The organism is Microvirga lupini (assembly GCF_014191055.1).
Classification (GTDB): domain Bacteria; phylum Pseudomonadota; class Alphaproteobacteria; order Rhizobiales; family Beijerinckiaceae; genus Microvirga; species Microvirga lupini_A.
Genome location: NZ_JACHWB010000002.1, coordinates 242,511 through 267,941 on the forward strand (window position 1 = coordinate 242,511; position 25,431 = coordinate 267,941).

Below are 25,431 nucleotides of genomic sequence, written 5' to 3' on the forward strand. Positions count from 1 at the left end.
ACCGCAGCAGATCCTTGGCAAGGTCAGCGCTGAGCCCTGCCCAGAGCAGGCAAATTGCCGGCCAATACGGACAATTATGTCACGTTTTAACGTAGCGACATCACTGTGACTGGCTTATAAACCTAGCAATATCAGCAACGGGGATGGGGTGGAGATGGGCACGATCATTCGATTCGGACACGAGCAGCGCGTCAATATCGAGACGAGGCATGAGCATACTCAGCAAAGCGTAACGGGACTGGCCGATGGCGGTTGGCTCATCACCTGGACTTCCGATCAGGACGACGCTTACGGAAACGTCTACCAGCAACGCTACGACAAGGACGGCACCGCCGTCTGGGCAAGCGACCAGCAGGTCAATGAGGAACCGGCGAGCACCCAATATGAATCGAGCGTGACGGGGCTGGTCGGTGGTGGCTGGGTCGTCACCTGGAGTTCCTACGGTCAGGACGGTTCTTTGTACGGCGTCTACCAGCGCTATTATGACGAGAACGGCATCCCCAAGGACGAGCAGAAGGTCAACACCGAGCCATTCGACGTCCAATACCAACCGAGCGTGACGGCTCTGACCACCGGCGGCTGGGTGGTCACCTGGACCTCGGTCGAGCAGGACGGCTCTTGGGAGGGTGTCTACCAGCAGTGCTACGATGCAAACGGCGATCCCGTCAGAGGAGAGCAGCGGGTCAACTTTAACACGACGGACACCCAGTTCGAGTCGAGCGTGACGGCGCTGCCGGACGGCGAGTGGCTCGTCACCTGGACCTCCGTCGATCGGGACGGCAGCAGGGAAAATATCTACCAGCGGCGCTACAATGCCGATGGCACGCCTAAGACCGACGAGCAAAGGGTCAACACCGAGCCCGCCAGCCGGCAAATGACGCCGAGCGTGACCGTCCTGGCGGATGGCGGATGGATCGTCACCTGGAGCTCTCTCGATCCGGATGGCGCAGGATGGGACATTTATCAGCGGCACTATGACAAGGACGGCATTCCCGACGAGAAGGGCGAGCAGCCCGTCAACTCCGAGAAGGCCGGCGACCAGACCCAGCCGAGCGTGACGGCCCTGGCGGATGGCGGCTGGATTGTCACCTGGCAATCGAAGGACCAGGACGGCTCCGGCAACGGCGTCTATCAGCAGCGCTATGACGAGGACGGCAATCCGGTCGGAGGCGAGCAGCAGGTCAACGTTTACGAGACGGGCGCTCAGTTCGCCCCGAGCGTGACGGGGTTGAGCGAGGGCGGATGGCTCGTTGCCTGGACCTCGACCGGCCAGGACGGCTCCGTCTCAGGCGTCTATCAGCGGCATTACATGTCCGTCACGGCGTTCGGCGCGGGCCAGGAGCACGGCACCGGCACCGAGGGCGGCGATACCTTCCAGGTGCGCAACGGCGGCTTGACCGAGGGCGACAGCCTCGAAGCCGGCGGCGGCATTGATACGCTCCAGATGATCGAGGCCGGAACCCTCGATCTTACGGCGCCGGACGTGCTCACAGGCATCGACATCGTGTTCGGATCCGACGGCAACGACACCATCGTCGTCGACGAGAGCCTCATGGCGGCCATAGGGGAGTTTCAAGGCGGCGACGGCACGGATGCCCTGCACCTGAAGGGGGGCGATTACGATCTCTCCACCAAGCTCCTGTCCGGCTTTGAGACGTTCATCCTGCGCGCTGCCGGCTCCCTCATCTTCGCAGACAAGTCCAGGGCTTTGCTCGTCGGCAGCCAGACCAAGAATGGCGCGATTACTGTCAATGACGGCACCTTCTCGGCGGCCGAACGCCAGCAGCTCTACAAGCAGGGCATCCGCAAAGCGACCGATGAGGGTGGCGCCCACATTCTGGAGCAGGCGCAAGCCTCGCTCAGCGTGCAGGCCGTCACGGAGAACACCAGCACGGGCAGCGTCGTCGCCACGCTCTCGGTCATCGACCCGAATCCGCGAGACGGGCTGCGCGTCGAGCTGACGGACAATGCCGGCGGACGCTTTGCCCTTTCCGGCAACCAGCTCGTCGTGGCCGATGGCAGCCTGCTCGATTACGAGACCGGCACCTCGCACCGCATCGCGGTGCGCATCGTCGACGAGGGCGGCATCACCACCGATGCAGCCTTCACGATCACGCTCAACGACATTCCCGTCGAAATCATCCGAGGAACATCTCGCGCCGACGTGCTCAAGGGGGGGTCGGGACAGGATCGTCTTTATGGCGGCTTGGGCAAGGACACGCTCACGGGCGGGCTGGGCCAGGACATTTTCGCCTTCGACACCAAGGCAAACACGAAGACCAATCGGGACAAGATCGTTGATTTCAGCGTGAAGGACGACACGATCTGGCTCGACAACAAGGTCTTTGCGAAACTCGGTAAAGCCGGCTCGGAGAAGAAGCCCACGCAGCTCAAGAAGGACTTTTTCACCATCGGCTCCAAGGCCAAGGACAAGAACGACTACATCATCTACGACAATAAGAAGGGCGTGCTCTTCTACGATGCCGACGGCTCGGGCACGAAGTACAAGCAGGTGGAGATCGCCACGCTCTCCAAGAAGCTGAAGATGACCCACAAGGACTTCTTCGTCATCTGACGCTCTCACAGGGCGATGTCGACCGCGATCATCTCGTGGTCCGACACGGCCCTGCCCTTCTCGTCCACCGCCGGAATGATCCGTGGGTTCGACGCGTCAAGCCCGCGCACCACGAGCCAGTCGAATTTGCCGAAGGGCGGCTCGTGCTTGTTCGTGGGGCCGGGCGTCTGCGTCGGCAGCGCGAGGTTAGCGTGCCGCCATGTGAAGCCGGCATCGCGCAGGTCGGCGAAGAGCGGTTCATCGTGCTCGGGCGCCTCCAGCAGGAGCTGGCGTTCGTCCTCGCCGCGCGGCAGGGCCTTGGTGTTGAAGTCGCCGCCGATCACACAGGCCTCTCCGGGAGCGATTGCGTCGAGGGCGCGCAGCAGCGCCCTGATCTGCGCCTGGCGGTCGGCAGGGTCGGTCTTGCTCTCCAGATGCGTGCTCACGATCCAGAGCGGCCGGGGGGCCCGCGCTACCCGGGCAGCGAGCGCCATCCGGCCGCCGATGCGCCTCTGATGGCCATCGATGCCGGGGAACCACAGGCCGTTTTCCTCGAGCGGGATCAGGCACGGGCGCTCCAGGGCGAGGCCCGTCACGATGGCATTGCCGTGCAGGCCCTGGGCGTTGCTTTGACCGGCGCATTGCTCGACCTCGTCGGCGCTGCCGAGATCGAGTTCCACGAACTCGACGCCGTAGAGATAGCCCTCCCCCTGCCCGGTGATCAGGTCCTGGATCGTGTGCATGTTGCCGGACCGCGCCATGCCGAGATCGACCTCGCTGAGCAGGGTGACCTGCGCCCCGGCCTGGCGCATGAGATGCCGGACCGCGCGCCTGTCTTTCAGGCGCTGCGCGTTGAACGCCGCCACCGTCAGGGAGCCGCGCCACGGCAGCGGGTCAGCGGGCGGGCGTTGCTCCACCGTGTGCAGGGCGGGAATACGTTCGAGAAAGCTCCTGTGGGCGACCCGATGCTTCTGCGCGGAGGCCCGTCGGGCCTCCTCCAGCACGGTGCCGTCCGGCGCCTGGAGCGCCGGCACGATCCGGTCGATCAGGGGGCGCATGGGCAAGCCTTCAAAAAACCGTCATGGGCCATCGTCATGATAGGACAACGCCACTTGCCGAAAACCGACCGCCAAGAAATCTTTTAGCTTGGCATTAGGAACTTTGGGGCTAACGCAGCGTTATGTAGCCGCAATAAGCTTAGCCGGGGAGAAAGCCCATGATGTTTTGGGCTGCCGTTGTCGCGCTCGTCTCGGGCGCGTTCGCCTATGTGGGCGATCTGTCTTCCACGCTTGTCAGCTTCGCCGAAATCGTCGGCGTCATCGCCCTGTTCACCCTGGTCTGCGCCGCCGAGGCCTTCAGCATCCCGAAGGCCCCCTCCTTCGACAAGAATTCCGTTCAGACCGAGTCCTGATGGACCTGAACGGGCGCGCGTGCGGATTCGCACCACGCGCCCGGAAACCCGTCCCTTCACCATAGGGGGTAGATTGCCCACGATGTGAAACCGTGATTATGTTTCATATCATGAATGCGCCCAACCCGGCCCTGGCTGCATCCTTCGACTTGGAGCAGCTCACAAGCGATCTTGTGGCCTCGATCTCCGCCAGCCCGCGGGGAGCGTTGAGCGATGCCCTGCAGCAGGCGCTCGCCCGGACGGTCGAGGCGAAGGTCAATGCCCAGCTTGCCGTGATCCTGGAGGGCATCGGGGACGCCTTCTACTCCCTCGATGCGCATTGGCGCTTCAGCTACATCAACCGGGCGGCGGAAGCCTATTTCGGCCTCCCACGGCAGGCGATGCTCCACAGGGTCATCTGGGACGTGTTTCCGGAATCCGAGGGCACCGACCTGCGCGGCCGCTACGAGGAGGTCTTTCTCTCAGGCCATCCCTTGTCCTTCGAGGGCGAAGCGGTCGGACGGCCCGGGCGCCACCTCGAGTTCCACGTCTTCCCCTATAACGGCGGGATCGGCGTCAGCTTCCGCGACTGGACGGAGCGGCGCCGGGCCGAGGAGGAGCTGCGCGCCAGCGAGGCGCGCCTGAGCGCGCTGGCCAACAACGCGCCTGCCTGCATGTTCTATCAGACGAGCCATTCCCCCGATTACCACGCGCGCAAGGTGCTCTACGTCTCGAAGACCTGCGAGCGGCTCACGGGAGTTCCGGCGGAGGTCGCTCAGGCCAACCCGGATCTGCTCTACAGCCTCGTGCTGCCGCAGCACCGGGACCGCATGCTCGCGCGGCGGCTGGAGACCCTTTGCGATCTCACGGAATGCGAGGAAGAGTTCGAGATGCGGCATGCAACGACCGGCGAGACGCGCTGGCACCGCATCATCACGACGCCGCGGCGGCTGGAGAACGGCGCAATCGTCTGGGACGGCATCCAGATCGACATCACCGAGCACAAGCGGTCGGAAGAGCACCTGCGGCTCCTGCTCAACGAGCTGAACCACCGGGTCAAGAACACGCTGGCGACCATCCAGTCCCTGGCCTCCCAGAGCTTCCGGGTGCGGGGAGCCACCGCGGCGGGGGATCTGCCCGCCCTCTACGCCACCTTCGAGGCCCGTCTCCATGCGCTCGCCCGGGGCCACGACATCCTCACCCGCGAGAACTGGGAGGGTGCCGGCCTCGTCGAGATCGTCACCCAGGCCTTCGCGCCCTACCGGGATCTGTCGGAGGATCGGGGGCGGCTCCGGTTCGAGGGGCCGGATCTTCGCGTGACGCCCGCCATGGCCCTGAGCCTTTCGATGGCCATGCACGAGCTGTGCACCAACGCGGCCAAATACGGGGCCCTGGGGGTCCCGGAGGGCCAGGTCCTGGTGTCGTGGTCGGCGCAGGAGAGTGCATCCGGGCCGCGCCTCGTCATGCGCTGGGAAGAGCATGGCGGACCTCTCGTCGCCCCGCCGTCGCGCAAGGGGTTCGGCTCGCGCCTGATCCAGGATGGTCTGGCGCGTGAGCTCAACGGCGAGGTTCGCCTGACCTACCAGCCCGAAGGGGTGGTCTGCACGATCGACGTGCCTCTTTCCTAGCGCGTCGGAAGTGAAAAGCGGATGGGGGCCCTTCGCCGACGCGGAGCTCCGCTTCCGCACGATGTGCCAGGCAGACCGGACACGTTTTCAAGAGGCGCATAGATCATTAGTCGATACAGGCTCGACGGTTCTTGCGGAGGGAACCGGATTTAGTGTCAATAGGGCGCAAGTGACCTAAGTCACGATCCAGAGAGGAAGAATGTTATGAAACGTCGTCAGTTTTTGCAGGCCGCGACGGTCGGCGCCGCCTCGACCGCGGTGGCCGCTCCGGCGATCGCCCAGTCGATGCCGGAAGTGAAGTGGCGCCTGCAGTCGGGCTTCCCGAAGTCCCTCGACACCATCTACGGCGCGGCCGAAGTGATCGCGAAGTTCGTCTCCGAGGCGACGGACGGCAAGTTCCAGATCCAGCCCTTCGCGGCCGGTGAAATCGTCGGCACGCCCCAGATCGCCGACGCGGTCGGCGGCGGCACTGTGGAGCTCGGCCACACCTGCTCCTACTACTACTTCGGCAAGGACCCGACTTTCGCCATCGGCACCGCCCTGCCCTTCGGCCTCAACGCCCGCCAGCAGAACGCCTGGCTCTACCACGGCGGCGGCAACGACCTGCTGAACGAGTTCTACGCCAAGCACAACATGTACGGCATGCCCGCGGGCAATACCGGCGTGCAGATGGGCGGCTGGTTCCGCAAGGAGATCAAGACCGTTCAGGACCTCCAAGGCCTGAAGATGCGCATCGCCGGCCTCGCCGGTCAGGTGATGGCGAAGCTCGGTGTGGTGCCGCAGCAGATCCCCGGCGGCGACATCTATCCGTCGCTCGAGCGCGGCACCATCGACGCCGCCGAGTGGGTCGGACCCTATGACGACGAGAAGCTCGGCTTCTCGAAAGTCGCGCCGTACTACTACTATCCCGGCTTCTGGGAAGGCGGCCCGTCGATCCACCTGTTCGTCAATCAGGCAAAATGGAAAGAATTGCCCAAGGCATATCAGGCCATCCTGACCACGGCTTCGAGCTACGCCAACAACGACATGCTGGCCAAGTACGACGCCCGCAACCCGGCGGCCCTGCGTCGCCTGCTCGGCGCCGGCACCCAGCTTCGTCCGTTCTCGCAGGAGATCCTCGAAGCCGCCTACAAGGCCGCCAACGAGGTCTATGACGAGGTCTCGGCCAAGAATGCCGACTTCAAGAAGGTGTATGAAAGCGTCCGCGGCTTCCGCAACGAGGAATACCTCTGGTTCCAAGTGGCCGAATACGCCTTCGACACCTTCATGATCCGGGCCCGCGCCCGCGGCTGATCGCCAGTTGAGCCGATCTCAAGAAAGGGCGATCGCAGGGTCGCCCTTTTTTATTGCCGGAAGCCTTCCTACGTGAAGCGGCTCACCGGTCGTCAGCCCTAGACTGACGATCTTCTATTCTCTGACCGTCGAGAGACGATGCGCTGGACCTTTCGCATCAGCTTCATGCTTCTTCTGGCCTGGGCCATCTTCGTGGTCTCGCCCTTCGTCGCGCTCTACGATCTCTCCAAGGCCGTCCAGGCCAAAGACGTTGCGCGCATTACCGAACGGGTCAACTTCAATGCCCTGCGCGCCTCTCTCGCCCGCCAGATCCTCGGAGAGTACCTGAAGACCCAGGACATTAGCGAACGCGACCGGCAGCTTGTGGCGCAAGCCGGAGCAACCACTCTCAACCCGGTCCTGGAGGAGCTCGTCACGCCGCAGGCCGTGATCGATCTGCTCGAAGACGGGCAGCTGCAGCAGATCCAGCGGGAGGGCGCGGGCGGGCCCGCAATCAGCCTCAATCCCGGCTCCCTCCAGAACGTATGGCGGATCTTCATCCTGTCTGAAGCGCAGGGCTTCAGGGCCATCACCATCCCGCTCACGCCGGACGAGCCGAAAGACCAGCAATTCAAGGTCACCCTTCGCCTGAGCGGGACAACCTGGCGCCTCACAGGGATCGACCTCCCCTCCGCGCTTCGGGAGGAGTTGACCAAGCGCGCATCCGCGGCTTCGAAGTAAAAGCGTAAGCCAATCCCGCCGCAGCATGCAAAACCCGCCTGAACCTTTCAGGCGGGTTTTGCATGCACATCGATTGGAATATGGGGACACCCATCGTTCAGACAGGAAAAGCGGCTGCTCTCCATTTAATGGACGAATAACCAGCCTACTGTCGCAAGCGGAAACACCGTTCCGAGAATAAAGCAGATGACATTCGATGTCATTTGACTTCCCTCCATGGCAGAACAACAGAGTTCATCTCGGAACGTTCCACCATTCGTGGGGGCTATTTCTGAATATACGCTCCAGCTATGGATTCCCGGATCAAGATTGTTTGGAAATACCGCCAGATCACCCTGCGGAACCGAGCTTCGCCGTTTCCATTGTCAATGCGCAAGTGGAGAGGGCGTAAACGATGGATGACCAGGACCGTTCCCGACTCGGGGTCATGAGAGACGCGGAATTCATCCGCAAGTTCCTTATCGGGCTCGGCCTGCTTGTGCTCGCCCTTCTGCTTTGGAAGCTGTCGGACGTTCTTCTCCTGGCCTTCGGCGCTGTTCTCGTGGCCATCATCCTCCATGCCGCCGCCGACGGTCTGGTTCGCTATCTGAAGGTGCCCGACCGGTGGGGCCTGATGGTGGCCGGTCTGCTCATTCTTGTGGCTTTCATTGGCCTCGGCGCAATATTTGGAACGCAGGTCCGGGCGCAGTTCTCGAACGTCGTCGAGCGCCTGCCATCCGCTGTCGACAACTTCTCCAAAAATCTCGGCATCGGACCCGTCAGCGACGACATTTCGGAGATGATATCCAATGCTTCGAACGGTGGATTGGCTGCGCGATTGGCCGGGATCGGCGGAACCATTCTGGACGGGCTCGCCAATTTCCTTCTGGTGGTGATCGCGGGCGTCTATATCGCGGCGGATCCGAAGCTCTACACCCGCGGCCTCGTCAAGCTTTTCCCCAAGAAGCAGCATGAACGGGTCGAGTCCTCCCTCGACGCGTCCGGTCAGGTCCTGCGGCTGTGGCTGACCTCGCAGCTGATCGCGATGGCCTGTGTGGCCATCCTCTCGACGTCGGCCTATTGGCTTATCGGCCTACCCTCACCCATTGGCCTCGGTCTTATCGCCGGCATTATGGATTTCATCCCATTCTTGGGCCCGATCCTGGGAGCCCTGCCGGCAATTCTGATAGCCTTCAGCGTGAGCGGGGAAGCCGCGCTTTGGACGATGGGGGCCGTCCTGGTGATTCAGCAGATCGAGGGCAACGTCATCCAGCCTCTCGTGGCGCGCAGCATGATCAGTGTCCCGCCCGCCATGGCGCTGTTTGCCATCCTGGTCGGCAGCATCCTGTTCGGCACGCTCGGCCTGATCTTCGGCTTCCCCCTCGCCATCGTCACCTACGTGCTTGTGAAGAAGCTCTACGTCCGAGAGACGCTCGGCGAGCAGACGGAAGTTCCCGGCGAGGATCGGGGCAAGGAAGACAGCCCACAGAGCACTGTGTCCTAGAGCATCTTGCGGACCCAAAAACAGAATCCGCTTCTGGGTCCGATGCTTTAGCAGGAAATGAGCTCGTTACTGGTTTCGCATCAAGACAGGCAGAGCTTGAGCGAGATCATGGGGATTGAACGGCTTCTCCCAGCGCTGCACGGCTTGGTATTCGGGCAGAACCGTAGCGCGGTCATAGCCAGTCGCGAACACGAACGGGATACCACGTTCCGCCAAGGCGTCGGCCACTGGATAGACGGTCTCACCCTTCAGGTAGAAGTCGAGAATGGCCGCGTGAATCGGCTCCGCCGAGGCGATCAGTGCCAGGGCCTTCTCCTGCGTCGGCACAGGCCCCACCACTTCGGCTCCCAGTTTCTCGAGCGCTGCGGCCATATCGTCGGCGATATAGAATTCGTCCTCCACCACCAGCACGCGGCATCGGGAAAGCGATCCTGCTGATGAGCCTGCCATGATGGTCCTCCGCACCGCTTTGCAACGGCGAGCGGAACAAGGAATACGCGCGACCGATTGAACAAGGGATAACACAGGTTAACGAAGGTCGTTCCAAGCGTGGGTATAAGACCGGCCTGAGAGAGGCAGCACTGATGGCCTTCCACCTGATCCGCAAGCTGGAACAGTTCACCCGGCTGTCATCGGACGACAAGCGGATCCTGGAGCAGGCCGCTTCCCTCAAGGTGCGTCGGCTCGGCTCCCGTGAGGACATTTTCCGTGAAGGCGACAAGCCTCGGCACATCAACCTGATCCTGGACGGCTGGGCCTGCCGCTACAAGGTGCTCGAGGATGGCCGGCGGCAGATCACAGCCCTCCTGATTCCGGGCGACCTGTGCGACGTCCACATGTTCATCCTCACGCGGATGGATCATTCGGTTGGAGCGATCACGCCGCTCTCCGTCGCCGAGATCCCGACAGATACCATCCTCGAGATCACACACGGTTCGGCGCGCCTGAGTCGTGCCTTCTGGTGGAACTCGCTGGTCGAGGAGGCGATTGCACGGGAATGGGTCACGAATTTAGGCCAGCGGGAGGCCATCGAGCGCGTGGCCCATCTGTTCTGCGAACTCTTCCTGCGCCTGCGAAGCGTCGGCATGACGAACAGCCAAGCGAGCTGTCCAAGCTTCGAGCTGCCGGTGACGCAGGAGCAACTGGCGGACGCCACCGGGATGTCTACGGTTCACGTCAACCGCACGATCCAGGAGATGCGCGAACGAGGCCTGATCGTCTGGAAGGGCAAGACGGTCACGATCCCTGATCTCGAAGCGCTGCAGGACGTCGCCCTGTTCAATGCCAACTACCTCCATCTCGATCATGCCGGGCAAGCGTACGATGCCAACGAACCCTGATCGGCGCATGATCACTCCCTGTGCCTGTGCGTTGTCGCGCAGGAGTTTCGGATGCGGATATGACCAGCGCCTCTCGCGATAACCCGGCAAAAGAGCTCGACGATGTCTTGATCACAGACGAGCTGGCGAACCGCCCCTCGCGGACACCCGACTATCGGAAAGAGGCAGAGGCTCTCGCTGCCCTCGCACAGGAACTCGCCGAGCGTCCCGACAACCTGCTCCAGAAGCTCACGGACACGCTCGTCGAGCTCGAGATCGGCGACTCGGCCGGCATCAGCCTCCAGGAGGATGGCGACGCCAAGCAGTTCCGCTGGGTTGCGCTGTCAGGCCGATGGGGACACTTCAAGGGCGGCACCATTCCCTTCGATGCCAGTCCCTGCGGCGTGGTGATCGACCGCAACGCCATGCTGCTGTTCGAGCACCCTGAACGCTTTTTCCCGGCCGCCGAGATCGATCCTCTGATCCACGAGACCCTTCTCGTTCCGTTCCATGCCGGCGGCAAACCCGTCGGAACACTGTGGATCAATGCGCACAGTCAGGCTCTCAAATTCGACCAGGAGGATGTGAGGCTGCTCAAAAGCCTGAGCGGCTTTGCCTCCGCCGGCTTTCAGACGACGGAAGCGCTCAATGAGGCCCGGATAGGACAGGCGGAACTTGAGCATCGGGTCGAGGAGCGCACAACGGCTCTGCTCAAGAGCGAAGAGCGTTTCCGCGCTTTCGTGAACGCCAGCTCGGATGTGGTCTATCGAATGAGCCCGGACTGGACCCAGATGCACGAACTCGACGGGCGCGGATTTCTGCGCAACATGGACCAGCCAAGCGGGAGCTGGATGGAGCAGTATATCCGGCCAGACGATCACCCCATGGTGCAGGCAGCGATCAACGAAGCCATTCACAACAAACAGCTCTTCGAACTGGAGCACCGCGTGCGGCGCAGCGATGGAGCCATCGCGTGGGTTTCGTCGCGGGCAGTGCCGATCCTCGACCAGAACGGCGAGATTGCCGAGTGGCTCGGCGCGGCCAAGGATGTCACGGCACGCCGAGAAACCCAAGAGGCTCTTCGGAAGAGCGAAGAGCGCTACCGTGCGCTCTTCGAATCCATGGACGAGGCGTATGCCGTCGTCGAGGTCATGCGCGACGAAGAAGGGCGATGGAGCGACTTCCTCTTCCTGGAGGTGAACCCCGCCTTCATGGAACATACCGGGATGCCCTATCCGGTCGGTCGCACGGCCACGGACATCCTGGGCGAGCCCAACCCGCGCTGGGCGGAGGTGTACGGCCAGGTGGCGGAAACGGGCGAGCCGGTACGCATCGAGGAGGGGGAGCTGACGCTCGGGCGCATCTTCGACCTGAACATCTTTCGCCTCGGTGGCCCGGGAAGCCGCAGGGTGGCGGTGCTCTTCACCAACATCACCAAACGCAAGCGGATCGAAGTAGCCCTGCGCGAGAGCGAGGAGCGTTTCCGGCAATTCGGAGAGAACGCGTCGGACGTGCTCTGGATCAGAAACGCCGAGACGCTGGCCTTCGACTATGTCAGCCCTGCCTTCGAGACCCACTACGGGATCAGCCGGGAGGCCATGCTCGATGGCAACAGCATCGAGAAATGGGCGAAGCTGATCCACCACGAGGACCGGAAGCACGCCCTCAAGGCTCTGAAGCGGGTCTGCGCCGGCGAGCGGGTCACTCATTCCTTCCGTGTTGTCCGCCCGTCCAGCGGCGAGGTGCGCTGGATCGAGGACACGGATTTTCCCTTTTTCGATGAGAACGGGCTTGTTCAGCGGCTCGGCGGAATTGCCGCCGACATCACGGCGCGCAGACAGGCGGAGGAGCATCAGCACCTGCTGCTCGCCGAACTGCAGCACCGGGTGCGGAACACGCTTTCGGTCATCCGCTCCATTTCCCGCCGTACGGCAGCAACGAGCGAGAGCGTGGAAGATTTCGCCATGCATCTGGACGGGCGCATCGATGCCTTCGCGCGGGTGCAATCGGCCGTAACCCGCAGCCCTGGCGCGGGCCTCGATCTGGAACTGCTGGTCGCCGAAGCCCTGCTGGTCGTCGGGGCTCGGGAAGACGAGCAAGTTGAGAGCATTGCCGGTCCTCAGCTGCGCCTCCAGCCGAAGGCGGCCGAGACTCTGGCCCTCACCTTTCACGAACTCACGACCAACGCCGTCAAATACGGCGCTCTGTCGACCAAGCAGGGTCGCATCCGGGTCGCGTGGGCGTTCGAGGGCATCGAGGATGGCGACCGTCTGGTCATCCGCTGGGTCGAAAGGGGCGCGCCTCTCTCGGGTCAGGAGCCCCGGCGGCGCGGCTTCGGCACGGAGCTGATCGAGCGGACTTTGGCCTACGACCTCGATGGGGAGGCCATGTTGACGTTCGGGCCTGATGGTGTCCGCTGCACCATCAGCCTGCCCGCCACCCCGGACATCATCCTGGAGGGGCGGCCCCGGACTACACGCTCGGACGCTCCCTGACTCAATCCCCGGGATGCTCCATCGGCCAATCGGTGATGCGCTCCAGGAGTTCGGCGATGGTGAAGTTCTCCTCGGGTCCGGCGACCCGGTCGCGCACGGAGATACCGGCCGCATGGACCGTCTTCGGATCGCCGGAGACGAGCGGGTGCCACCAATAGAGATCCTGCCCCTCCGCCAGCAGACGATAGGCGCAGGTCTGGGGCAGCCAGGAAAGGCTTCGGACCGCCTGCGGGGTCAGGCGCACGCAATCGGCCACCTTGGCCTGGCGGTTCGGATAGTCGCGGCAGCGGCAGGACTGATCGTCGAGAAGGGTGCAGCCCACATTGGTGTACATCACCTCGGCCGTGTCCTCGTCCTCCAGTTTGACGAGACAGCAGCGGCCGCAGCCGTCGCACAGGCTCTCCCACTCCTCGGGGCTCATGGCTTCGAGGGGCTTTGCCCGCCAGAAGGGTTGCTCCTCCGGCTCGGGGCGGATCAGGGGTGCGGCATTTGGCATGTGGGCGCTTTGACGTCTCTTTGAGGCGGTTTGAAGGACGGTGCTAAACCGCACGTGTCGCAGCCTTTTAGCCCCAAAGAGGTAAATCTCCGTGAACCTACAAACAAGGTTCGGAGTTATATATATCAGCCTCGCCGCGCTTCAGCGTTGCCGCTAGGACACCGAACGATCATAATATCCCTCAGGTCAGACCGCCTGACCTGCCCGAAGGACCGCCGTGAGTCAGCAGCCCCCCATCCCTTTCACGACACGGATCAAGCGTGCCGCGCTCGCTTTCGACGCCTGGCTCAACTCGGCCCTGTTCCAGGGCCGCGCTGGCCTCGGAAGCGCCTGGGAATGGTATTCGGAAAAGATGAAGGGCCTGCGGTTCCGCGGCGCTCCCCGTGTTCTCCTCGATCTGACGAGCGAGGCGACCACCCTCGGCGCCGCCGGCGCCGTGGTCATGCTGGCGCTCGCCCTTCCGGCCTTCCGGGAGACCGAGGACGACTGGCTCAAGACCCAGGACCTCGCCGTTACCTTCCTCGACCGCTACGGCCAGGAGGTCGGACGCCGCGGCCTGCACCTCGACGATTCCTACAAGCTTGAGGATTTTCCGGATCACCTGATCAAGGCGGCGCTGGCGACCGAGGATCGGCGCTTCTACGACCACTGGGGTATCGACCCCATCGGCACCTTCCGCGCTCTCCTGGTCAATGCCCAGGGCGGCGGCGTGGTCCAGGGCGGCTCCTCCATCACCCAGCAGCTGGCGAAGAACCTCTTCCTGACGAACGAACGTTCGCTCGAACGCAAGATCAAGGAAGCCTTCCTGGCGCTCTGGCTCGAGTTCCACCTGACCAAGGACGAGATCCTCAAGCTCTATCTCGACCGCGCCTATATGGGCGGCGGCGCCCATGGCGCCGTGGCGGCGGCGGACTATTACTTCGGCAAGCCGGCCAAAGACCTGACCCTGGCGGAATCCGCCATGCTGGCCGGTCTGTTCAAGGCGCCGACGAAGTACGCGCCGCACATCAACCTGCCGGCTGCCCGCGCTCGCGCCAACGAGGTGCTGCGCAACATGGTCGAGGCCGGCTTCCTCACCGAGGGCCAGATCCAGATCGCCCGACGCAATCCCGCCACCCCGATCAGCCGCGAGCGCGAGACGACACCCGATTTCTATCTCGACTGGGCCTTTGAGCAGGTGAAACTTCTCGCTTCGCAGAAGAAGTTCGGCAACGAGCGTGTCCTGGTCGTAAAGACGCCCCTCGACACGGCCCTCCAGCGCCATTCGGAGCAGACCCTCGAGAACCTGCTCCGCCAGCACGGGCGCCAGTACAAGGCCGGCCAGGGCGCCCTCGTCGTCATGGACGTGGACGGGGCCGTGAGAACCATCGTCGGCGGGCGCGATTACGGCCAGAGCCAGTTCAACCGTGCCACCGGAGGCCTGCGCCAGCCGGGCTCCTCGTTCAAGCCTTTCGTCTATGCGGCAGCGCTGACCACCAATCCGAAGCTGCGGCCGAGCTCGACCGTGGTGGACAGGCCCGTCTGCCTCGGCAACTGGTGCCCGCAGAACTACGGCCGCTCCTTCTCGGGCTCCATGCCGCTCGTGTCCGCCCTGGCGCGTTCCATCAACTCGATTCCGGTGATCATGTCGGTGGAGATCGGCAAGGGCAATGCCAAGGCCGGCCGCGCCGTCATCGTCGATACGGCCAAGCGCATGGGCCTCACCCACCCGCTCACGGATTCGAGCTCGCTCCCCATCGGCGCCGCCGAGGTGACGCCCATCGACATGGCGGCCTCCTATGCGGTCTTCGCCAATGGCGGCAAGCGCGCCGATCCCTATGCCGCCTGGGAGGTTCGCAACTCCTCGGGCGAGGTCATTTACCGCCATGACCGGGACACCCCGCCCAAGCAGGTACTCGACACCCGCGTCGTGCAGGACATGAACTTCATGCTCAACAAGGTGGTCGAGGAAGGCACGGGCAAGCGTGCCGCGCTCGAAGGCATCCCGGTCGCCGGCAAAACGGGAACGACCAACGGCTACAAGGATGCATGGTTCGTCGGCTACACCGGCAACCTCGTCGCCAGCGTCTGGTACGGCAATGACGATTCGAGCCCCATGAACAACATGACCGGCGGCACTCTTCCCGCGATGACTTGGCATGACGTGATGACCGTTGCCCACCAGAACCTGGAGATCCGTCCGATCCCCGGTGCGAGCCCGGCCAATGCCTCACGCGTGGCCTCGGCCAAGGGTCCGGCGGCGGATCAGGCGCCGACCCCGGCGCAGACCTTCCTGGCAGGCACCCTTTCCCGCAAGTCCTATGAGGTGCTCGGCGGCATCGGCAGCCTCTTCCAATCGGTCGACCGCTCCATTACGACCGGTAAGGCTCCTGACGCGGCACCCAGCTCGGCTGCTGCGGAAGGTCGCCGCCAAGTCGCCATGCCCTGATCATGCAGAGTGAGACTCTCTTGACGAACGCCCCTGCGGCCAGCCCTATGCGCGCGCCATCGAGGCCATCCCTGTCCGTGTCCATCCGCCGGGTTCCGACGGCCCTCCTCGTCGTCTACACGCTGCTTCTGGCGCTGGGGCTCGGCCTGAGCTCGGCCTACTGGGCCATCAACGGCAATCCACCATTCGGCAGCCTCAGGCTTGGCCCGTGGCAGGCCTGGCCGCTCTTGGGCGCTCCCGAGGCCGATCCCTACATGCGCGCCATCATCGCACGCCGGGGCGACGTTCCCCTCGCCACGGGCGAAGGGATGGGATTCAGGGCCAGCACCGACAGTGAAGGCAAGCCCCTCGACTCGGCCTGCTCCTACAGCATCGGCCCAGTCGCGCCGATTGCCCGCGTCTGGACCCTCACCCTGTATGACCAGGCTGGCCGCCTGCCGGCCACGGAGCTCGGACGCAGGAGCTTCACGTCGGCGGAAGTGCTTCGCGACACGCAGGACCGGTTCTCCATCGTCCTGTCCCGAACCGTGCAGCCGGGCAACTGGCTCCAGCTTCCCGCTGAAGGCCCCTTCACGGTGGCGCTGCGCCTCTACGACCCTCCAGGCGCGGCAGGAGCCAATCTCGAGGAAACCGACATGCCTGTCATCCAGCGGCTGGAGTGCGGCGCATGAGGGGGTTCGGCCGTTTCGTCATCGCCACCCTTTGCGGTCTCGTGATCGCCGTGGGGATCCATATCGCGGCCATCCTGGCGAGCCCCTATCTCGCCGATCAGGATGCGTTCTCCAAGGTCCAGGCGACCCTGACCGCCGAGAAGGCTCAGATCATCAGCGCTCCCGGCGGGGAGAACACGTGGCTGCCCAACCCCGATCCCGCGACGGCGGTGGCCACCTGCGCTTTCGACCTGCGCAACGGACCGATGCGAGTCTCGACCCGCACGGGCTCACTTCCTCTCTCCTTCTCGTTCCACAAGGAGACAGGCGGCGTGTTCTTTGCCGTGACGGATCGCGCCGCCGTGCGCGGCGAACTCGAGATCGTCGCCATGACCGGGCGCCAGCTCGACGAGGCCCGGGCCGCCGAGGACGAGAATGATCCCTCCCGCGACGTGCGGATCGTTGCGCCCGAGTTGCAGGGCTTCGTCATTGTGCGCGTCGTCGCGCCTGCCCCGAGCCTGCGCCCTCAGGCGGAGGAGATGGCGAAAGCGGTCTCCTGCACGGCCGAGCAGGACGCTTGAGCAGCATGCCCTGGAGGCCCATGACCTCGGAGGATCTAGGCCAAGTTCAGGTTCTGGCGGACGCGATCCATGCCAGCCACCCGGAAGATCCCGAGGTTCTGGCCGAGCGGCAACAGCTCTATCCGCAGGGCTGCTTCATGCTGATCGACGATGGACGCGCCATCGGCTATGCGCTTACCCATCCCTGGCGCTTCGCGGAGCCGCCGCCTCTGAACAGGCTTCTAGGCGCGATTCCATCCCCAGCCACAACCTATTACGTCCACGACGTTGCCCTGCTGCCCACGGCGCGTGGAAAGGGCTATGCTGCGCAGATCACGGACCGGCTGGTGTCCCATGCGCGCGAGGCAGGGTTCGACAACCTGTCGCTGGTCGCCGTCAACAAGTCGCAAGTCTTCTGGGAGAAGGCAGGCTTTCGCGTGATCGCAGTTCCGGACTTAGGGCCAAAGCTCGCGAGCTATGGACCGGATGCAGCGCTGATGGTGCGCGACGTCGCCAGCCTTTGAACGACGCCTAACGGCGCCATTTCAGCAATGAAAAAAATCGATCAGGAACGGCGGCGGCCGCGGCCGCTGGATGCAACAGGACGGGAGGGGCCAGGATTGGGAGCCGGTCTCTCGTAGCGAACGCCGGTGAAGAGCAGGATCTCGCCCCTGGGTTCGTTGGCGGACAGATGCGGACGCTGAGGTCGTTCCGTAATATCCGGGAATGCGATCACCACTCCTGGCGATCTCGTCCAGACGTCTTGCATTGTGCCCTCCTCTGCTATGGTGCCACTGGCTGCCTCGACGACTGACTCACAAAAAGAGCCTCATGGTTAACAGATGGTTTCCGCCGGTCTCTGCCATGACGAAAAAGGCCCGGCCTGACATGAAAACAACAGTCACGGCTGCGCTTATGTTCCGGCCGGGATCGCTCATATTCCGCGCAGCGGATGCCCGTTAAAGATGCGCTAACATACGCCCCATAGCCTCCGCATCATTGCGTTGAAGCGAGTTGCATATGGCGTCCTCTTCGAACCCGGATTTGTGGTCGGGCCTGTCGGGTTTCGGATCCTCCGAGAATGCAACGCCGGACATGCGCGCCGCTCTCCTGAAAGTGAACGCAGAGATGTTTGCAGCCGCGCCCGCGCGAGACCGGGATAGCATCGAAACGTTTGAGACGCTCATGCTGGGTTCCCTGCCGCGCGCGGACTCCACCACTCTCCTGGCCCTCGCCCGCATCCTCGCGCCCTGCGCCGATGTGCCGGCATCGATTCTCGACTATCTCGCTCAGCACTCGCCCGAGGCACGGGCCATCGTACTCCAGCACGCCGCGCATCTGCCTGCAGCGGCGAACCGCCGGCAGCTCGCAACCGCTTCCGGGCGTCTGCGGCTTGCAGCCCGACCCGACCTCGATGATGCAACGATCCGAAGGTTGCTGCTTCTCGGCGAGGAGGCTGTCGCGGAGGCTCTTGCGGCCAATCCCGCCGTCGTGCCCGGCACGGCATCGTTCAAACTGTTGGTGCAGCGCGCACGCTGCCGGCCTCCTCTCGCCCGCATCCTCCTTGAGCGCGACGATCTCTCCATTGCCGACGAGGCACCGCTTTACCTCGCGGCCGATGCCACGCGACGCGCTGCGATCCGCGAACGTGTCGCCGCCATGCTGGCCCGGCGGCGCATATCGCTGTCATGTGCCATGACAGAGGAGGATGTCGCAGAACTCCTGGCGATCAGCCGCAGGGGGGATGCGGAACGGCTGGAGGCTCTTCTCTCCATGCTCCTTGGCTTTCCAGCTTCGACGGAGTGGCGGGTGCTCGAACTCGGTCGCCATCGCCTGCTCGCGCTCGCCTTGAAGGCGCTCGGGCTGGACTGGCGCAATGCCACGAGCGTGTTCCTCTCCTTGCACCCTGCCCTGTCCTATCCGCTCTCCGTCATCAGGGACTTGGTGCGCGAAGTGCGGGACGTTCCCGGCCCAGTGGCTCTTGCGCTCGTCGAGGCGATCCTGGGCGTGAAGGCGCTGTCGCAAGAGCACGGGGAATAGCCCGCCGCTCCATCGGCTGCTAGGTCACTGCCTCCGTCTGGGGGAGGATGCTCCCCGGTTCGAGTTTCTGATAGGATGTCTCGTTCGTCGGATGAACCGGAGGGTCGGATGTTCCTGGAGACAATCGAGGAAGACCAGGCAACGGGCCGGGTCGCGGAAATCTACGAGCGGCAGAGAGAGCAGCTCGGCTTCGTGATGGACGCAGCAAAGTGCTTCACCACCCGCCCAGACCTGCTGCCGGTCTACACGGACTTTTCGGACAAGATCCGGGCCGGATTTTCCCTTGGCCTGCGTGAATGGCGTCTGATCACGCTCATTGCCGCAAAGCACATCCCGTCAACCTACTGCTCCCAGGTTTACAGCAGGCAGCTCATTGCAGATCTCGGATCGAAGGAAGCCGTTCTTGCGGTTCAGGAGGACTTCCGATCGGCCGGCCTGCCGGAGAAGGATGTCGAAATGCTCTCCTATGCGGAGAAGGTCGCAAAGGACGCATCGCATATCTCGGAAGCGGACATCGAACGGCTGCGGGCAGCCGGCTTCTCGGACCAGCAGATCTGCGACATCGCTCTCTGCGCTGCCTTCCGCTGCTTCGTCAGCCGGTTCTTCGACGCCACGGGTGCCGGAACCGAGGCGGCCTTCGTCGACGAGGACGAGGAGTTCCGGTCGAAGATGACTGTCGGCAAAGCCCTCTAAATTCACATCGGTCTTCGAAACTAGTCACCCGGCGCCAGATCGAGGAAATGGCGGCCCTGACGGTCGTCGACCTCGACGAGCCAGAGGTCGGGATCGAAGCGCAGCTCACGGGTCATCCGCTCTTCCACGTCGAGGGGCATCACGCCCTGCAGGATGGGAGCGAAGAGCCGCTCGCCGCTGTCGTCGAGGAAGAGCTGCGGCGCAGGACCGTACAGGCTTGCGGTGCCGTCGAGATGATCGACCTTGACGAAAATCGCCCCGGCCTCGGCCGACCCGCGCTTGCGCAGGGCCGCGTCTAGACCTTCGACCGCGCAGCGGCGGAGATAGGCGGAGACCCAGAAATCCGAGCGGAGGCGCGCCACTACTGGACCGCGATGCCGGAAGCGCTGGACAATTCGCGCAAGGTGCGCGCGTTGAACTCGCCCGTCACCGGCAGGCGCTTGTCCTGCTCGAAGCGCTCGATGGCCTGCCGCGTTCCGGAGCCCATCAGGCCGTCCACCTTCACGCTGTAGCCGAGCCGCGCAAGCGCGCGCTGTCCTGCAAGAACCGTGTCGCCGGGATCAGGCCGGCCCACATTGCCCGGCGGCACCGGCACAGGCCCACCCATGCGGATCATGTCGGCGATCGGATCGCGCGCGGCAGTGCGTGCCGGAGGCGGTGCCGCTGCGGGCGCAGGCTGTTGCGCCCGCGCGGGAGGTGCTGCGGCTGGCAGAGGCTGGCCGCCATTGCGGATCATCTCGCTGATCGGGTTGCGCGCCACGGGCTTCGTCGTGCCAGCGGCACCTGCTTCCGGTGCTGCTGCGTGCGGAACGAACGCATGCGGGTTTGGTCCTGTCACCGGTTGCTCGGCGGGTTCAGCCCCGGGACGCACTGGGGGCAAGGGGCGTTCGGTCTCGATTTCCTGAGATGGCTCAGGCGCAAGCACGACTTCCCGTGTGTTGAAGAGCGGCGCGGGATGGCGGCTGCTCTGCAGCGCCAGGGCATTCCAGGCAATCGCCCCTCCGCACCCGGTCAGGAACAGGGCGGCGAGAATCTGCCGCGGATGGCCGAACACGAAAGCGGCAGCCTGCTCGGCCATGCCCGGCCTTCGCTGAGGCTTCGCGGTACGCCGCTGCGGCGGTCGTGCGGGCGCCTTGCGCCGCACCACGGCGGGAAGGTCCAGATCGTCATCGGGCTGATCGACAAAAGCTTCACGCAAGGGATCGTTCCGTTCTCGAAGGATGAGGTCGTTTTGGACCACGCAGCCGAAAGGACAAGCCCGCGGGAATCCGCCTGCTGTCCTTCTGGCAACGGAGCCTGACAGAGGGCGCTTAAACGAAACCTAATTGCCGCGTCCGTTTGACCGATGGGAACCCTAGCAGCACCGCTTCCGCCTTCCGCAGACTATGGGGCAGCGAGGATTGCCCAGGTTTTCTATTGAAGTCGCAACGACTTGGCGCAGAAGAAAAGCGGCAAGGTTTCATTCATCCTGTTTGCAGGTTTCCCATGACACGCCTACGCGGGCCACGCCGGGTCCGTTATGATGCTGCATCATTGTTCGCGTCAGGCCATAGCGTCACCACCCATGTTGTCCATTCTCCGTTTCATCCTGATCGTCGGCGCGATTTTCTATTACTCGCCGGTCCGCCAGAAAGGCGAAGGCACCGCTGCCATCGAGGCGTTCTTCATGCCGAAGGCCAGCGAGCCCGCTGCCGCTTCTCCACCGCCCACAGCAGAGGGCCCGGGCCACCTGGAGACCGTCTGGAAGGCGCTGCCCGACAGCGCCAAGCAGGCCGTGGTCGACAAGATCATGGCGTCGTCGGGTTTCCCCCTGACGGATACTTCGAAGCCCGCCGATACCCTGCGGCCCGAGGACCGCGCATCGGCCTCGTCGAAACCACGCACGTAAAATCCGGCACACCCGTCGCCAAATGGCGGCAGGATGGCTATATGACCGGCAGACATCACAGGTTTTCCATGCTGCCGACCATCGACGAAATCGTTTCGAACTTCGAGCTGCTCGACGAGTGGGAGGAGCGCTATCGCTACCTCATCGAGCTCGGCCGGCTGATGGAGCCGCTGCCGGACGAGGCGCATAGCGACCTCAACAAGGTTCAGGGCTGCGCCAGCCAGGTCTGGCTTCAGACAGACGTAAAGTCCTCCGGAGGCAAGCCGGTCCTGCATCTGCTCGGCGACAGCGATGCCCACATCGTGCGCGGCCTCGTGGCGCTCCTCATCTCCCTCTACAGCGGCAAGACCGCGTCCGATGCACTCACTACGGACGCGCTTGGCCTGTTCAAGGAACTCGGCCTGTCCGAGCATCTGACGCCGCAACGTTCGAACGGCGTCAGATCCATGGTCGAACGCATCCGCCGCGATGCGCAGATGGCGCTGGCTGCGTCCTAGATCCGCCCGCCTTCGATCACCACCGCCTGCCATGCACGGATGCCGCGCGAGGCGGCCGGCCCGCGTGCCGTCGACTCGATGCCGTAATGCTCCGCGAGGCGCGCCAGCGCGAGGCGCACGACGATCTTGGCCGAACGCGCGGGCCATTGTCGCTCGCGCTCGATCTGCTCCAGTCCCTTGAGGAAGCCGCAGAGGTCGAGAAGCAGGTCGCTGAAGTCGCCCCCGATGGCATCGAAGGCGTGGCGGAGCCTCTGCCGTGCCGCCACCATCCGGTCAGTGGCCTCGCCCGGAGAGGCAGGGCCGCCGGTCTTCGGCATGGCGTCCCACCGCGCCGTCACGCCCGGCAGGAGGCCTGCCAGCATGATGTCGGTGCGCAGCCGCTCTCCCGCCTGATAGGCCGTTTCGTCGATCATCGGTGCGCCGTTACGGTCCCGGCGGCGGCGCAGCCAGTCGAGGGGGCTTTCCTCCGTGTCGACGCGCATGCGCCCCGCGCCCGTGGTGGTCTCGACAGTCGTGACCTCTGTTTCGCGATGCTGATGCAGGAAGGCGAGGTCCGCCTCAGGCGCGGAGATGCGGCGCCAATGGGCTTCGCCGGCTGAGGTCAGCCGCAGAGTCCGGCGGCCCGATTCCGCCTGCTGCCAACAGGCGAGATCCGCGCGTGCAAGGGCGTCCGCCGTTGCCGCCGCAAAGCGCCCTGCCCCAACCGAGACGCCGCCCCGGCGCCTGTGGATAAGCACGCTCGACGGGTCCGTCGGGTCGATGAGGGCCCAGGTTTCCGGCTGGCCCAGCACCCCAAGCATGCGCTTCGCCTCCCGGGTCAGGGAATCGCCTGCCATTTGCCCTGCGGCCGGAACGGCATTGGTCATTGCATGCCCTTTACGCCTCTTCGAGACGTCCTTCTTCACTGCTGAAAAGTCTGCTGCGGCAATACTTTGATGAACCGCATCGCCGTCTTCAATGTTCATGTTTTGTTCCCATAAATAAACTAAGGAAGGGATGTCCCTTCCTTGCTCGATAGTGGGGCCATATTCCTAGTTGTCAACGCGATTCAAAACTGTTGATAAGACTGAGGATAACTGGGACAGCGCTGAGGCCGCCCGCACAAAGGCCGCAATGATCCCTTGCCTTTCGAGCAGGGGATTGCTTGATGTCTACGCCGCCGGCCTGACGTCCAGCGATCCAGGTTCAGCCCCTTCGGCGAAGGCAAAGCCCTCGTCGGCCCAGCCCGTCATGCCGCCGAGCATCAGCTTCACCGGACGTCCGAGCTCTGCGAGGCGCAACGCACCCCTGTCGGCGCCGTTGCAATGCGGGCCGGCGCAATAGACCACGAACAGCGTCGACTCGGGCCAGGCGGACATGCGTTCCGCCGTGATCTCCCGGTGCGGAAGATTGAGGGCGCCCGGCACATGGCTGCGGGCATAAGCCCTGGGGCCGCGCACGTCGAGAAGCACGAAGTCGGCCTGGCCGCTCGCGAATGCGTCGTGCACATCGGCGCAGTCGGTCTCCAGCGAGAGTCGAGCGGCGAACTGTGCCCGGGCGATGGAAGGAGCGGCTGCCGGAATAGCCGCGACGGAACTGGCTGGCATGAAATCCTCCTTGTGGAAAAGCCGTGGCCAGAGTTCCGCACAGGCGGCATGGTGGAAAGTGGCGCTCCTGCCAACAGACGTAAACATCATGCCAAACCGCCTCGTCGTCGCCCTCGCCTATGACCGCCTGAGCACCTTCGAATTCGGCATCGCCGTCGAGATCTTCGGCCTGCCGCGTCCGGAGATGGGGCCGGACTGGTACCGCTTCGCCGTCTGCGCCATCGAACCCGGCCCTCTGCGGGCCATCGGCGGCTTCCAAATCATGGCCGATGGCGGCCTCGAACTCTTGGAGCAGGCAGACACCATCGTGATCCCGGGTTGGCGCGGAGCCTCCGCCGAGCCGGTCCCGCCGACGGTCGTCGAAGCGCTGAGGCGGGCGCATGAGCGTGGCGCGCGGCTGATGTCGATCTGCTCCGGTGTTTTCGTGCTTGCCGCCACGGGTCTTCTCTCGGGACGCCGCGCGACGACCCACTGGCACTACGTGGAGCAACTCTCGAAGGCTTATACCGAGATCAAGGTCGAGCCGGATGTCCTCTATGTGGATGAGGGCCGGCTGCTGACATCCGCCGGCAGCGCTGCGGGGATCGATCTCTGCCTGCATGTGGTGCGCAATGATTTCGGCCCCGAGATCGCCAACCGGCTCGCCCGCCGCCTTGTGGTGCCACCGCATCGCGAGGGCGGGCAGGCGCAGTTCATCGAACGTCCCGTTCCACCGGCACGGGAGGGTGCGAGATTCGCCCCTCTCTTCGACCGGATGCGGCAACGGCTCAGCGAAGAACAATCGATCGAGATGCTGGCCGCTGAGGCCGGCATGAGCACCCGAACCTTTCTCCGGCGCTTCAAGGCCGCCACGGGCCTGCCACCCGGCGAATGGCTGCTCGGCGAGCGCCTGATCCGCGCCCGCGAATTGCTGGAGACGACCCGCAACTCGGTCGAGGACATTGCCGGCGCAACCGGCTTCGGCTCCGCGGCGACGCTGCGCCATCATTTCCGGACGCGGCTCGGCACAAGTCCCGCAGCCTATCGAGGCCGCTTCGCGCAAGATGCCGGAGCGTCGGAATGAAAAAAGCCGCCCTGAGGGCGGCTGATCTCAACGGATGAATGCTTGGTTCAGCTGGAGCTGCGCGAAGAACGGCGCTTCCGGCGCTGCTGGCCGAGGCCCATTTCCTTGGCGAGCTCGGAGCGAGCCTTGGCGTAGTTGGGAGCCACCATCGGATAGTCGACGGGCAGGCCCCACTTCTCGCGATACTGCTCAGGGGTCATGTTGTACTGCGTGCGCAGGTGGCGCTTCAGCGACTTGAACTTCTTTCCGTCTTCAAGGCAGACGATGTAATCCGGGGTTACGGACTTCTTAACCGGAATCGCGGGCTTGGGTGCCTCGACCGGAACCTCCACCGTGCCGCCCCCGACACGAAGAAGAGCCGTATGGACCTCATTGATCAGAGTCGGAAGATCGGATGAAGGAACAGAATTATTGCTGACATAGGCGGAAACGATGTCGGCAGCCAGCTCAATGTAGTTCGAAGCAGCGATGTTGTCGCTCATTTTGATTTTCTTCCTTTCCGGCTCTTTAGAACGGCTCAAAAAAGCATTTCAACCTATCTTTGAGCATTCTCGTCTGAAGCAATGCTTGCTTCTTCCTAGAACCGCACCGTACTTGCACAGAAATCGTGCTTGTTCGTCCAAGTATGGCAAATTCAGCCTCAATGCA

General features: G+C 63.9%; 25 protein-coding genes and 1 pseudogene. 17 read left to right on the forward strand and 9 right to left on the reverse strand.

Annotated features, from left to right (window positions below; genetic code table 11):
- The first annotated feature begins 154 nt into the window (after positions 1-154).
- On the forward strand, positions 155-2,575 hold the full coding sequence (locus tag FHR70_RS24315; RefSeq protein WP_281381303.1) for a calcium-binding protein: 2,421 nt from the start codon (positions 155-157) through the stop codon (positions 2,573-2,575).
- 5 nt (positions 2,576-2,580) lie between these two features.
- Here FHR70_RS24315 and FHR70_RS08270 read toward each other — a convergent pair whose 3' ends face one another.
- The gene (locus tag FHR70_RS08270; protein ID WP_183449016.1) at positions 2,581-3,612 is read right to left on the reverse strand and encodes an endonuclease/exonuclease/phosphatase family protein; all 1,032 of its coding nucleotides are present in this window, start codon (positions 3,610-3,612) and stop codon (positions 2,581-2,583) included.
- A gap of 158 nt (positions 3,613-3,770) precedes the next feature.
- Between FHR70_RS08270 and FHR70_RS08275 the strand changes: the two genes are divergently transcribed.
- The 5 genes from FHR70_RS08275 to FHR70_RS08295 all read left to right on the forward strand — a co-directional run bounded on the left by FHR70_RS08275 (position 3,771) and on the right by FHR70_RS08295 (position 9,068).
- Entirely contained in the window at positions 3,771-3,965 is a 195-nt protein-coding gene (locus FHR70_RS08275; RefSeq protein ID WP_183449018.1) for a hypothetical protein, read from the forward strand.
- A 98-nt stretch (positions 3,966-4,063) separates the two neighbouring features.
- Positions 4,064-5,572: a sensor histidine kinase gene (locus FHR70_RS08280; RefSeq protein ID WP_183449020.1), complete on the forward strand. Its 1,509-nt coding sequence runs from the start codon at positions 4,064-4,066 to the stop codon at positions 5,570-5,572.
- Positions 5,573-5,776: 204 nt separating this feature from the next.
- Entirely contained in the window at positions 5,777-6,865 is a 1,089-nt protein-coding gene (locus FHR70_RS08285) for a TRAP transporter substrate-binding protein (RefSeq protein ID WP_183449022.1), read from the forward strand.
- 138 nt (positions 6,866-7,003) lie between these two features.
- Positions 7,004-7,585, forward strand: coding sequence for a DUF2939 domain-containing protein (locus tag FHR70_RS08290; protein ID WP_183449024.1), 582 nt, complete (start codon positions 7,004-7,006; stop codon positions 7,583-7,585).
- A gap of 394 nt (positions 7,586-7,979) precedes the next feature.
- Positions 7,980-9,068: an AI-2E family transporter gene (locus FHR70_RS08295; RefSeq protein ID WP_183449026.1), complete on the forward strand. Its 1,089-nt coding sequence runs from the start codon at positions 7,980-7,982 to the stop codon at positions 9,066-9,068.
- 66 nt (positions 9,069-9,134) lie between these two features.
- On the opposite strand, the gene FHR70_RS08300 is transcribed toward FHR70_RS08295, so the two are convergent.
- Positions 9,135-9,518 carry a response regulator gene (locus FHR70_RS08300; protein ID WP_183449028.1) on the reverse strand — a complete coding sequence of 128 codons (384 nt, stop codon included), beginning with the start codon at positions 9,516-9,518 and terminating at the stop codon, positions 9,135-9,137.
- 134 nt (positions 9,519-9,652) lie between these two features.
- On the opposite strand from FHR70_RS08300, the gene FHR70_RS08305 reads away from it, so the two are divergent.
- Both FHR70_RS08305 and FHR70_RS08310 read left to right on the forward strand, forming a co-directional pair.
- Entirely contained in the window at positions 9,653-10,408 is a 756-nt protein-coding gene (locus FHR70_RS08305) for a Crp/Fnr family transcriptional regulator (protein WP_183449030.1), read from the forward strand.
- 59 nt (positions 10,409-10,467) lie between these two features.
- A pseudogene (locus tag FHR70_RS08310) lies at positions 10,468-12,447 on the forward strand (PAS domain S-box protein); the annotation flags it as partial.
- Between the two features lie 436 nt (positions 12,448-12,883).
- Here FHR70_RS08310 and FHR70_RS08315 read toward each other — a convergent pair.
- A complete protein-coding gene (locus tag FHR70_RS08315) occupies positions 12,884-13,378 on the reverse strand; it encodes a YcgN family cysteine cluster protein (protein ID WP_183449034.1) in 495 nt (164 codons plus the stop codon).
- 217 nt (positions 13,379-13,595) lie between these two features.
- Between FHR70_RS08315 and FHR70_RS08320 the strand changes: the two genes are divergently transcribed.
- Genes FHR70_RS08320 through FHR70_RS08335 form a run of 4 tightly spaced genes read left to right on the forward strand, consistent with a single transcriptional unit; the run spans position 13,596 to position 17,540 of the window.
- On the forward strand, positions 13,596-15,806 hold the full coding sequence (locus FHR70_RS08320) for a PBP1A family penicillin-binding protein (protein ID WP_183449036.1): 2,211 nt from the start codon (positions 13,596-13,598) through the stop codon (positions 15,804-15,806).
- A gap of 20 nt (positions 15,807-15,826) precedes the next feature.
- Positions 15,827-16,477, forward strand: a complete 651-nt coding sequence (locus tag FHR70_RS08325; protein ID WP_183449038.1) for a DUF1214 domain-containing protein — start codon at positions 15,827-15,829, stop codon at positions 16,475-16,477.
- Positions 16,474-17,037, forward strand: coding sequence for a DUF1254 domain-containing protein (locus tag FHR70_RS08330; RefSeq protein WP_183449040.1), 564 nt, complete (start codon positions 16,474-16,476; stop codon positions 17,035-17,037). Before FHR70_RS08325 ends, FHR70_RS08330 begins: the two co-directional genes overlap by 4 nt.
- Before the next feature lie 5 nt (positions 17,038-17,042).
- Positions 17,043-17,540, forward strand: coding sequence for a GNAT family N-acetyltransferase (locus tag FHR70_RS08335; RefSeq protein WP_183449042.1), 498 nt, complete (start codon positions 17,043-17,045; stop codon positions 17,538-17,540).
- 41 nt (positions 17,541-17,581) lie between these two features.
- Here the strand turns inward: FHR70_RS08335 and FHR70_RS08340 are convergent, their stop codons facing one another.
- Complete coding sequence (locus FHR70_RS08340) at positions 17,582-17,785, reverse strand: hypothetical protein (protein WP_183449044.1); 204 nt, start codon at positions 17,783-17,785, stop codon at positions 17,582-17,584.
- A 251-nt stretch (positions 17,786-18,036) separates the two neighbouring features.
- Here FHR70_RS08340 and FHR70_RS08345 point away from each other — a divergent pair, with 251 nt between their 5' ends.
- Positions 18,037-19,056, forward strand: coding sequence for a DUF2336 domain-containing protein (locus FHR70_RS08345; protein ID WP_183449046.1), 1,020 nt, complete (start codon positions 18,037-18,039; stop codon positions 19,054-19,056).
- Positions 19,057-19,164: 108 nt separating this feature from the next.
- Positions 19,165-19,749, forward strand: a complete 585-nt coding sequence (locus FHR70_RS08350; protein ID WP_183449048.1) for a carboxymuconolactone decarboxylase family protein — start codon at positions 19,165-19,167, stop codon at positions 19,747-19,749.
- A gap of 20 nt (positions 19,750-19,769) precedes the next feature.
- Here the strand turns inward: FHR70_RS08350 and FHR70_RS08355 are convergent, their stop codons facing one another.
- Both FHR70_RS08355 and FHR70_RS08360 read right to left on the reverse strand, forming a co-directional pair.
- The gene (locus FHR70_RS08355) at positions 19,770-20,111 is read right to left on the reverse strand and encodes a DUF1491 family protein (RefSeq protein ID WP_183449050.1); all 342 of its coding nucleotides are present in this window, start codon (positions 20,109-20,111) and stop codon (positions 19,770-19,772) included.
- Positions 20,111-20,947 carry a peptidoglycan-binding domain-containing protein gene (locus FHR70_RS08360; protein ID WP_183449052.1) on the reverse strand — a complete coding sequence of 279 codons (837 nt, stop codon included), beginning with the start codon at positions 20,945-20,947 and terminating at the stop codon, positions 20,111-20,113. The genes FHR70_RS08355 and FHR70_RS08360 overlap by 1 nt, the downstream gene beginning before the upstream one ends.
- Positions 20,948-21,313: 366 nt before the next feature.
- Between FHR70_RS08360 and FHR70_RS08365 the strand changes: the two genes are divergently transcribed.
- Positions 21,314-21,637 (forward strand): hypothetical protein, encoded by a 324-nt coding sequence (locus FHR70_RS08365; RefSeq protein ID WP_183449054.1) that lies wholly within the window; start codon positions 21,314-21,316, stop codon positions 21,635-21,637.
- Between the two features lie 41 nt (positions 21,638-21,678).
- Positions 21,679-22,134 carry a SufE family protein gene (locus FHR70_RS08370; RefSeq protein ID WP_246407952.1) on the forward strand — a complete coding sequence of 152 codons (456 nt, stop codon included), beginning with the start codon at positions 21,679-21,681 and terminating at the stop codon, positions 22,132-22,134.
- On the opposite strand, the gene FHR70_RS08375 is transcribed toward FHR70_RS08370, so the two are convergent.
- Together FHR70_RS08375 and FHR70_RS08380 are read right to left on the reverse strand one after the other, a co-directional pair.
- The gene (locus FHR70_RS08375; RefSeq protein ID WP_246407954.1) at positions 22,131-23,099 is read right to left on the reverse strand and encodes a DUF6456 domain-containing protein; all 969 of its coding nucleotides are present in this window, start codon (positions 23,097-23,099) and stop codon (positions 22,131-22,133) included. The two genes, FHR70_RS08370 and FHR70_RS08375, sit on opposite strands and share 4 nt — an antisense overlap.
- A gap of 186 nt (positions 23,100-23,285) precedes the next feature.
- Positions 23,286-23,720: a rhodanese-like domain-containing protein gene (locus FHR70_RS08380; RefSeq protein ID WP_183449056.1), complete on the reverse strand. Its 435-nt coding sequence runs from the start codon at positions 23,718-23,720 to the stop codon at positions 23,286-23,288.
- A 67-nt stretch (positions 23,721-23,787) separates the two neighbouring features.
- On the opposite strand from FHR70_RS08380, the gene ftrA reads away from it, so the two are divergent.
- Entirely contained in the window at positions 23,788-24,783 is a 996-nt protein-coding gene (gene ftrA, locus FHR70_RS08385; protein WP_425487858.1) for a transcriptional regulator FtrA, read from the forward strand.
- 47 nt (positions 24,784-24,830) lie between these two features.
- Here ftrA and FHR70_RS08390 read toward each other — a convergent pair whose 3' ends face one another.
- Positions 24,831-25,265, reverse strand: coding sequence for a Ros/MucR family transcriptional regulator (locus FHR70_RS08390; protein ID WP_183449060.1), 435 nt, complete (start codon positions 25,263-25,265; stop codon positions 24,831-24,833).
- Positions 25,266-25,431 lie beyond the last annotated feature (166 nt).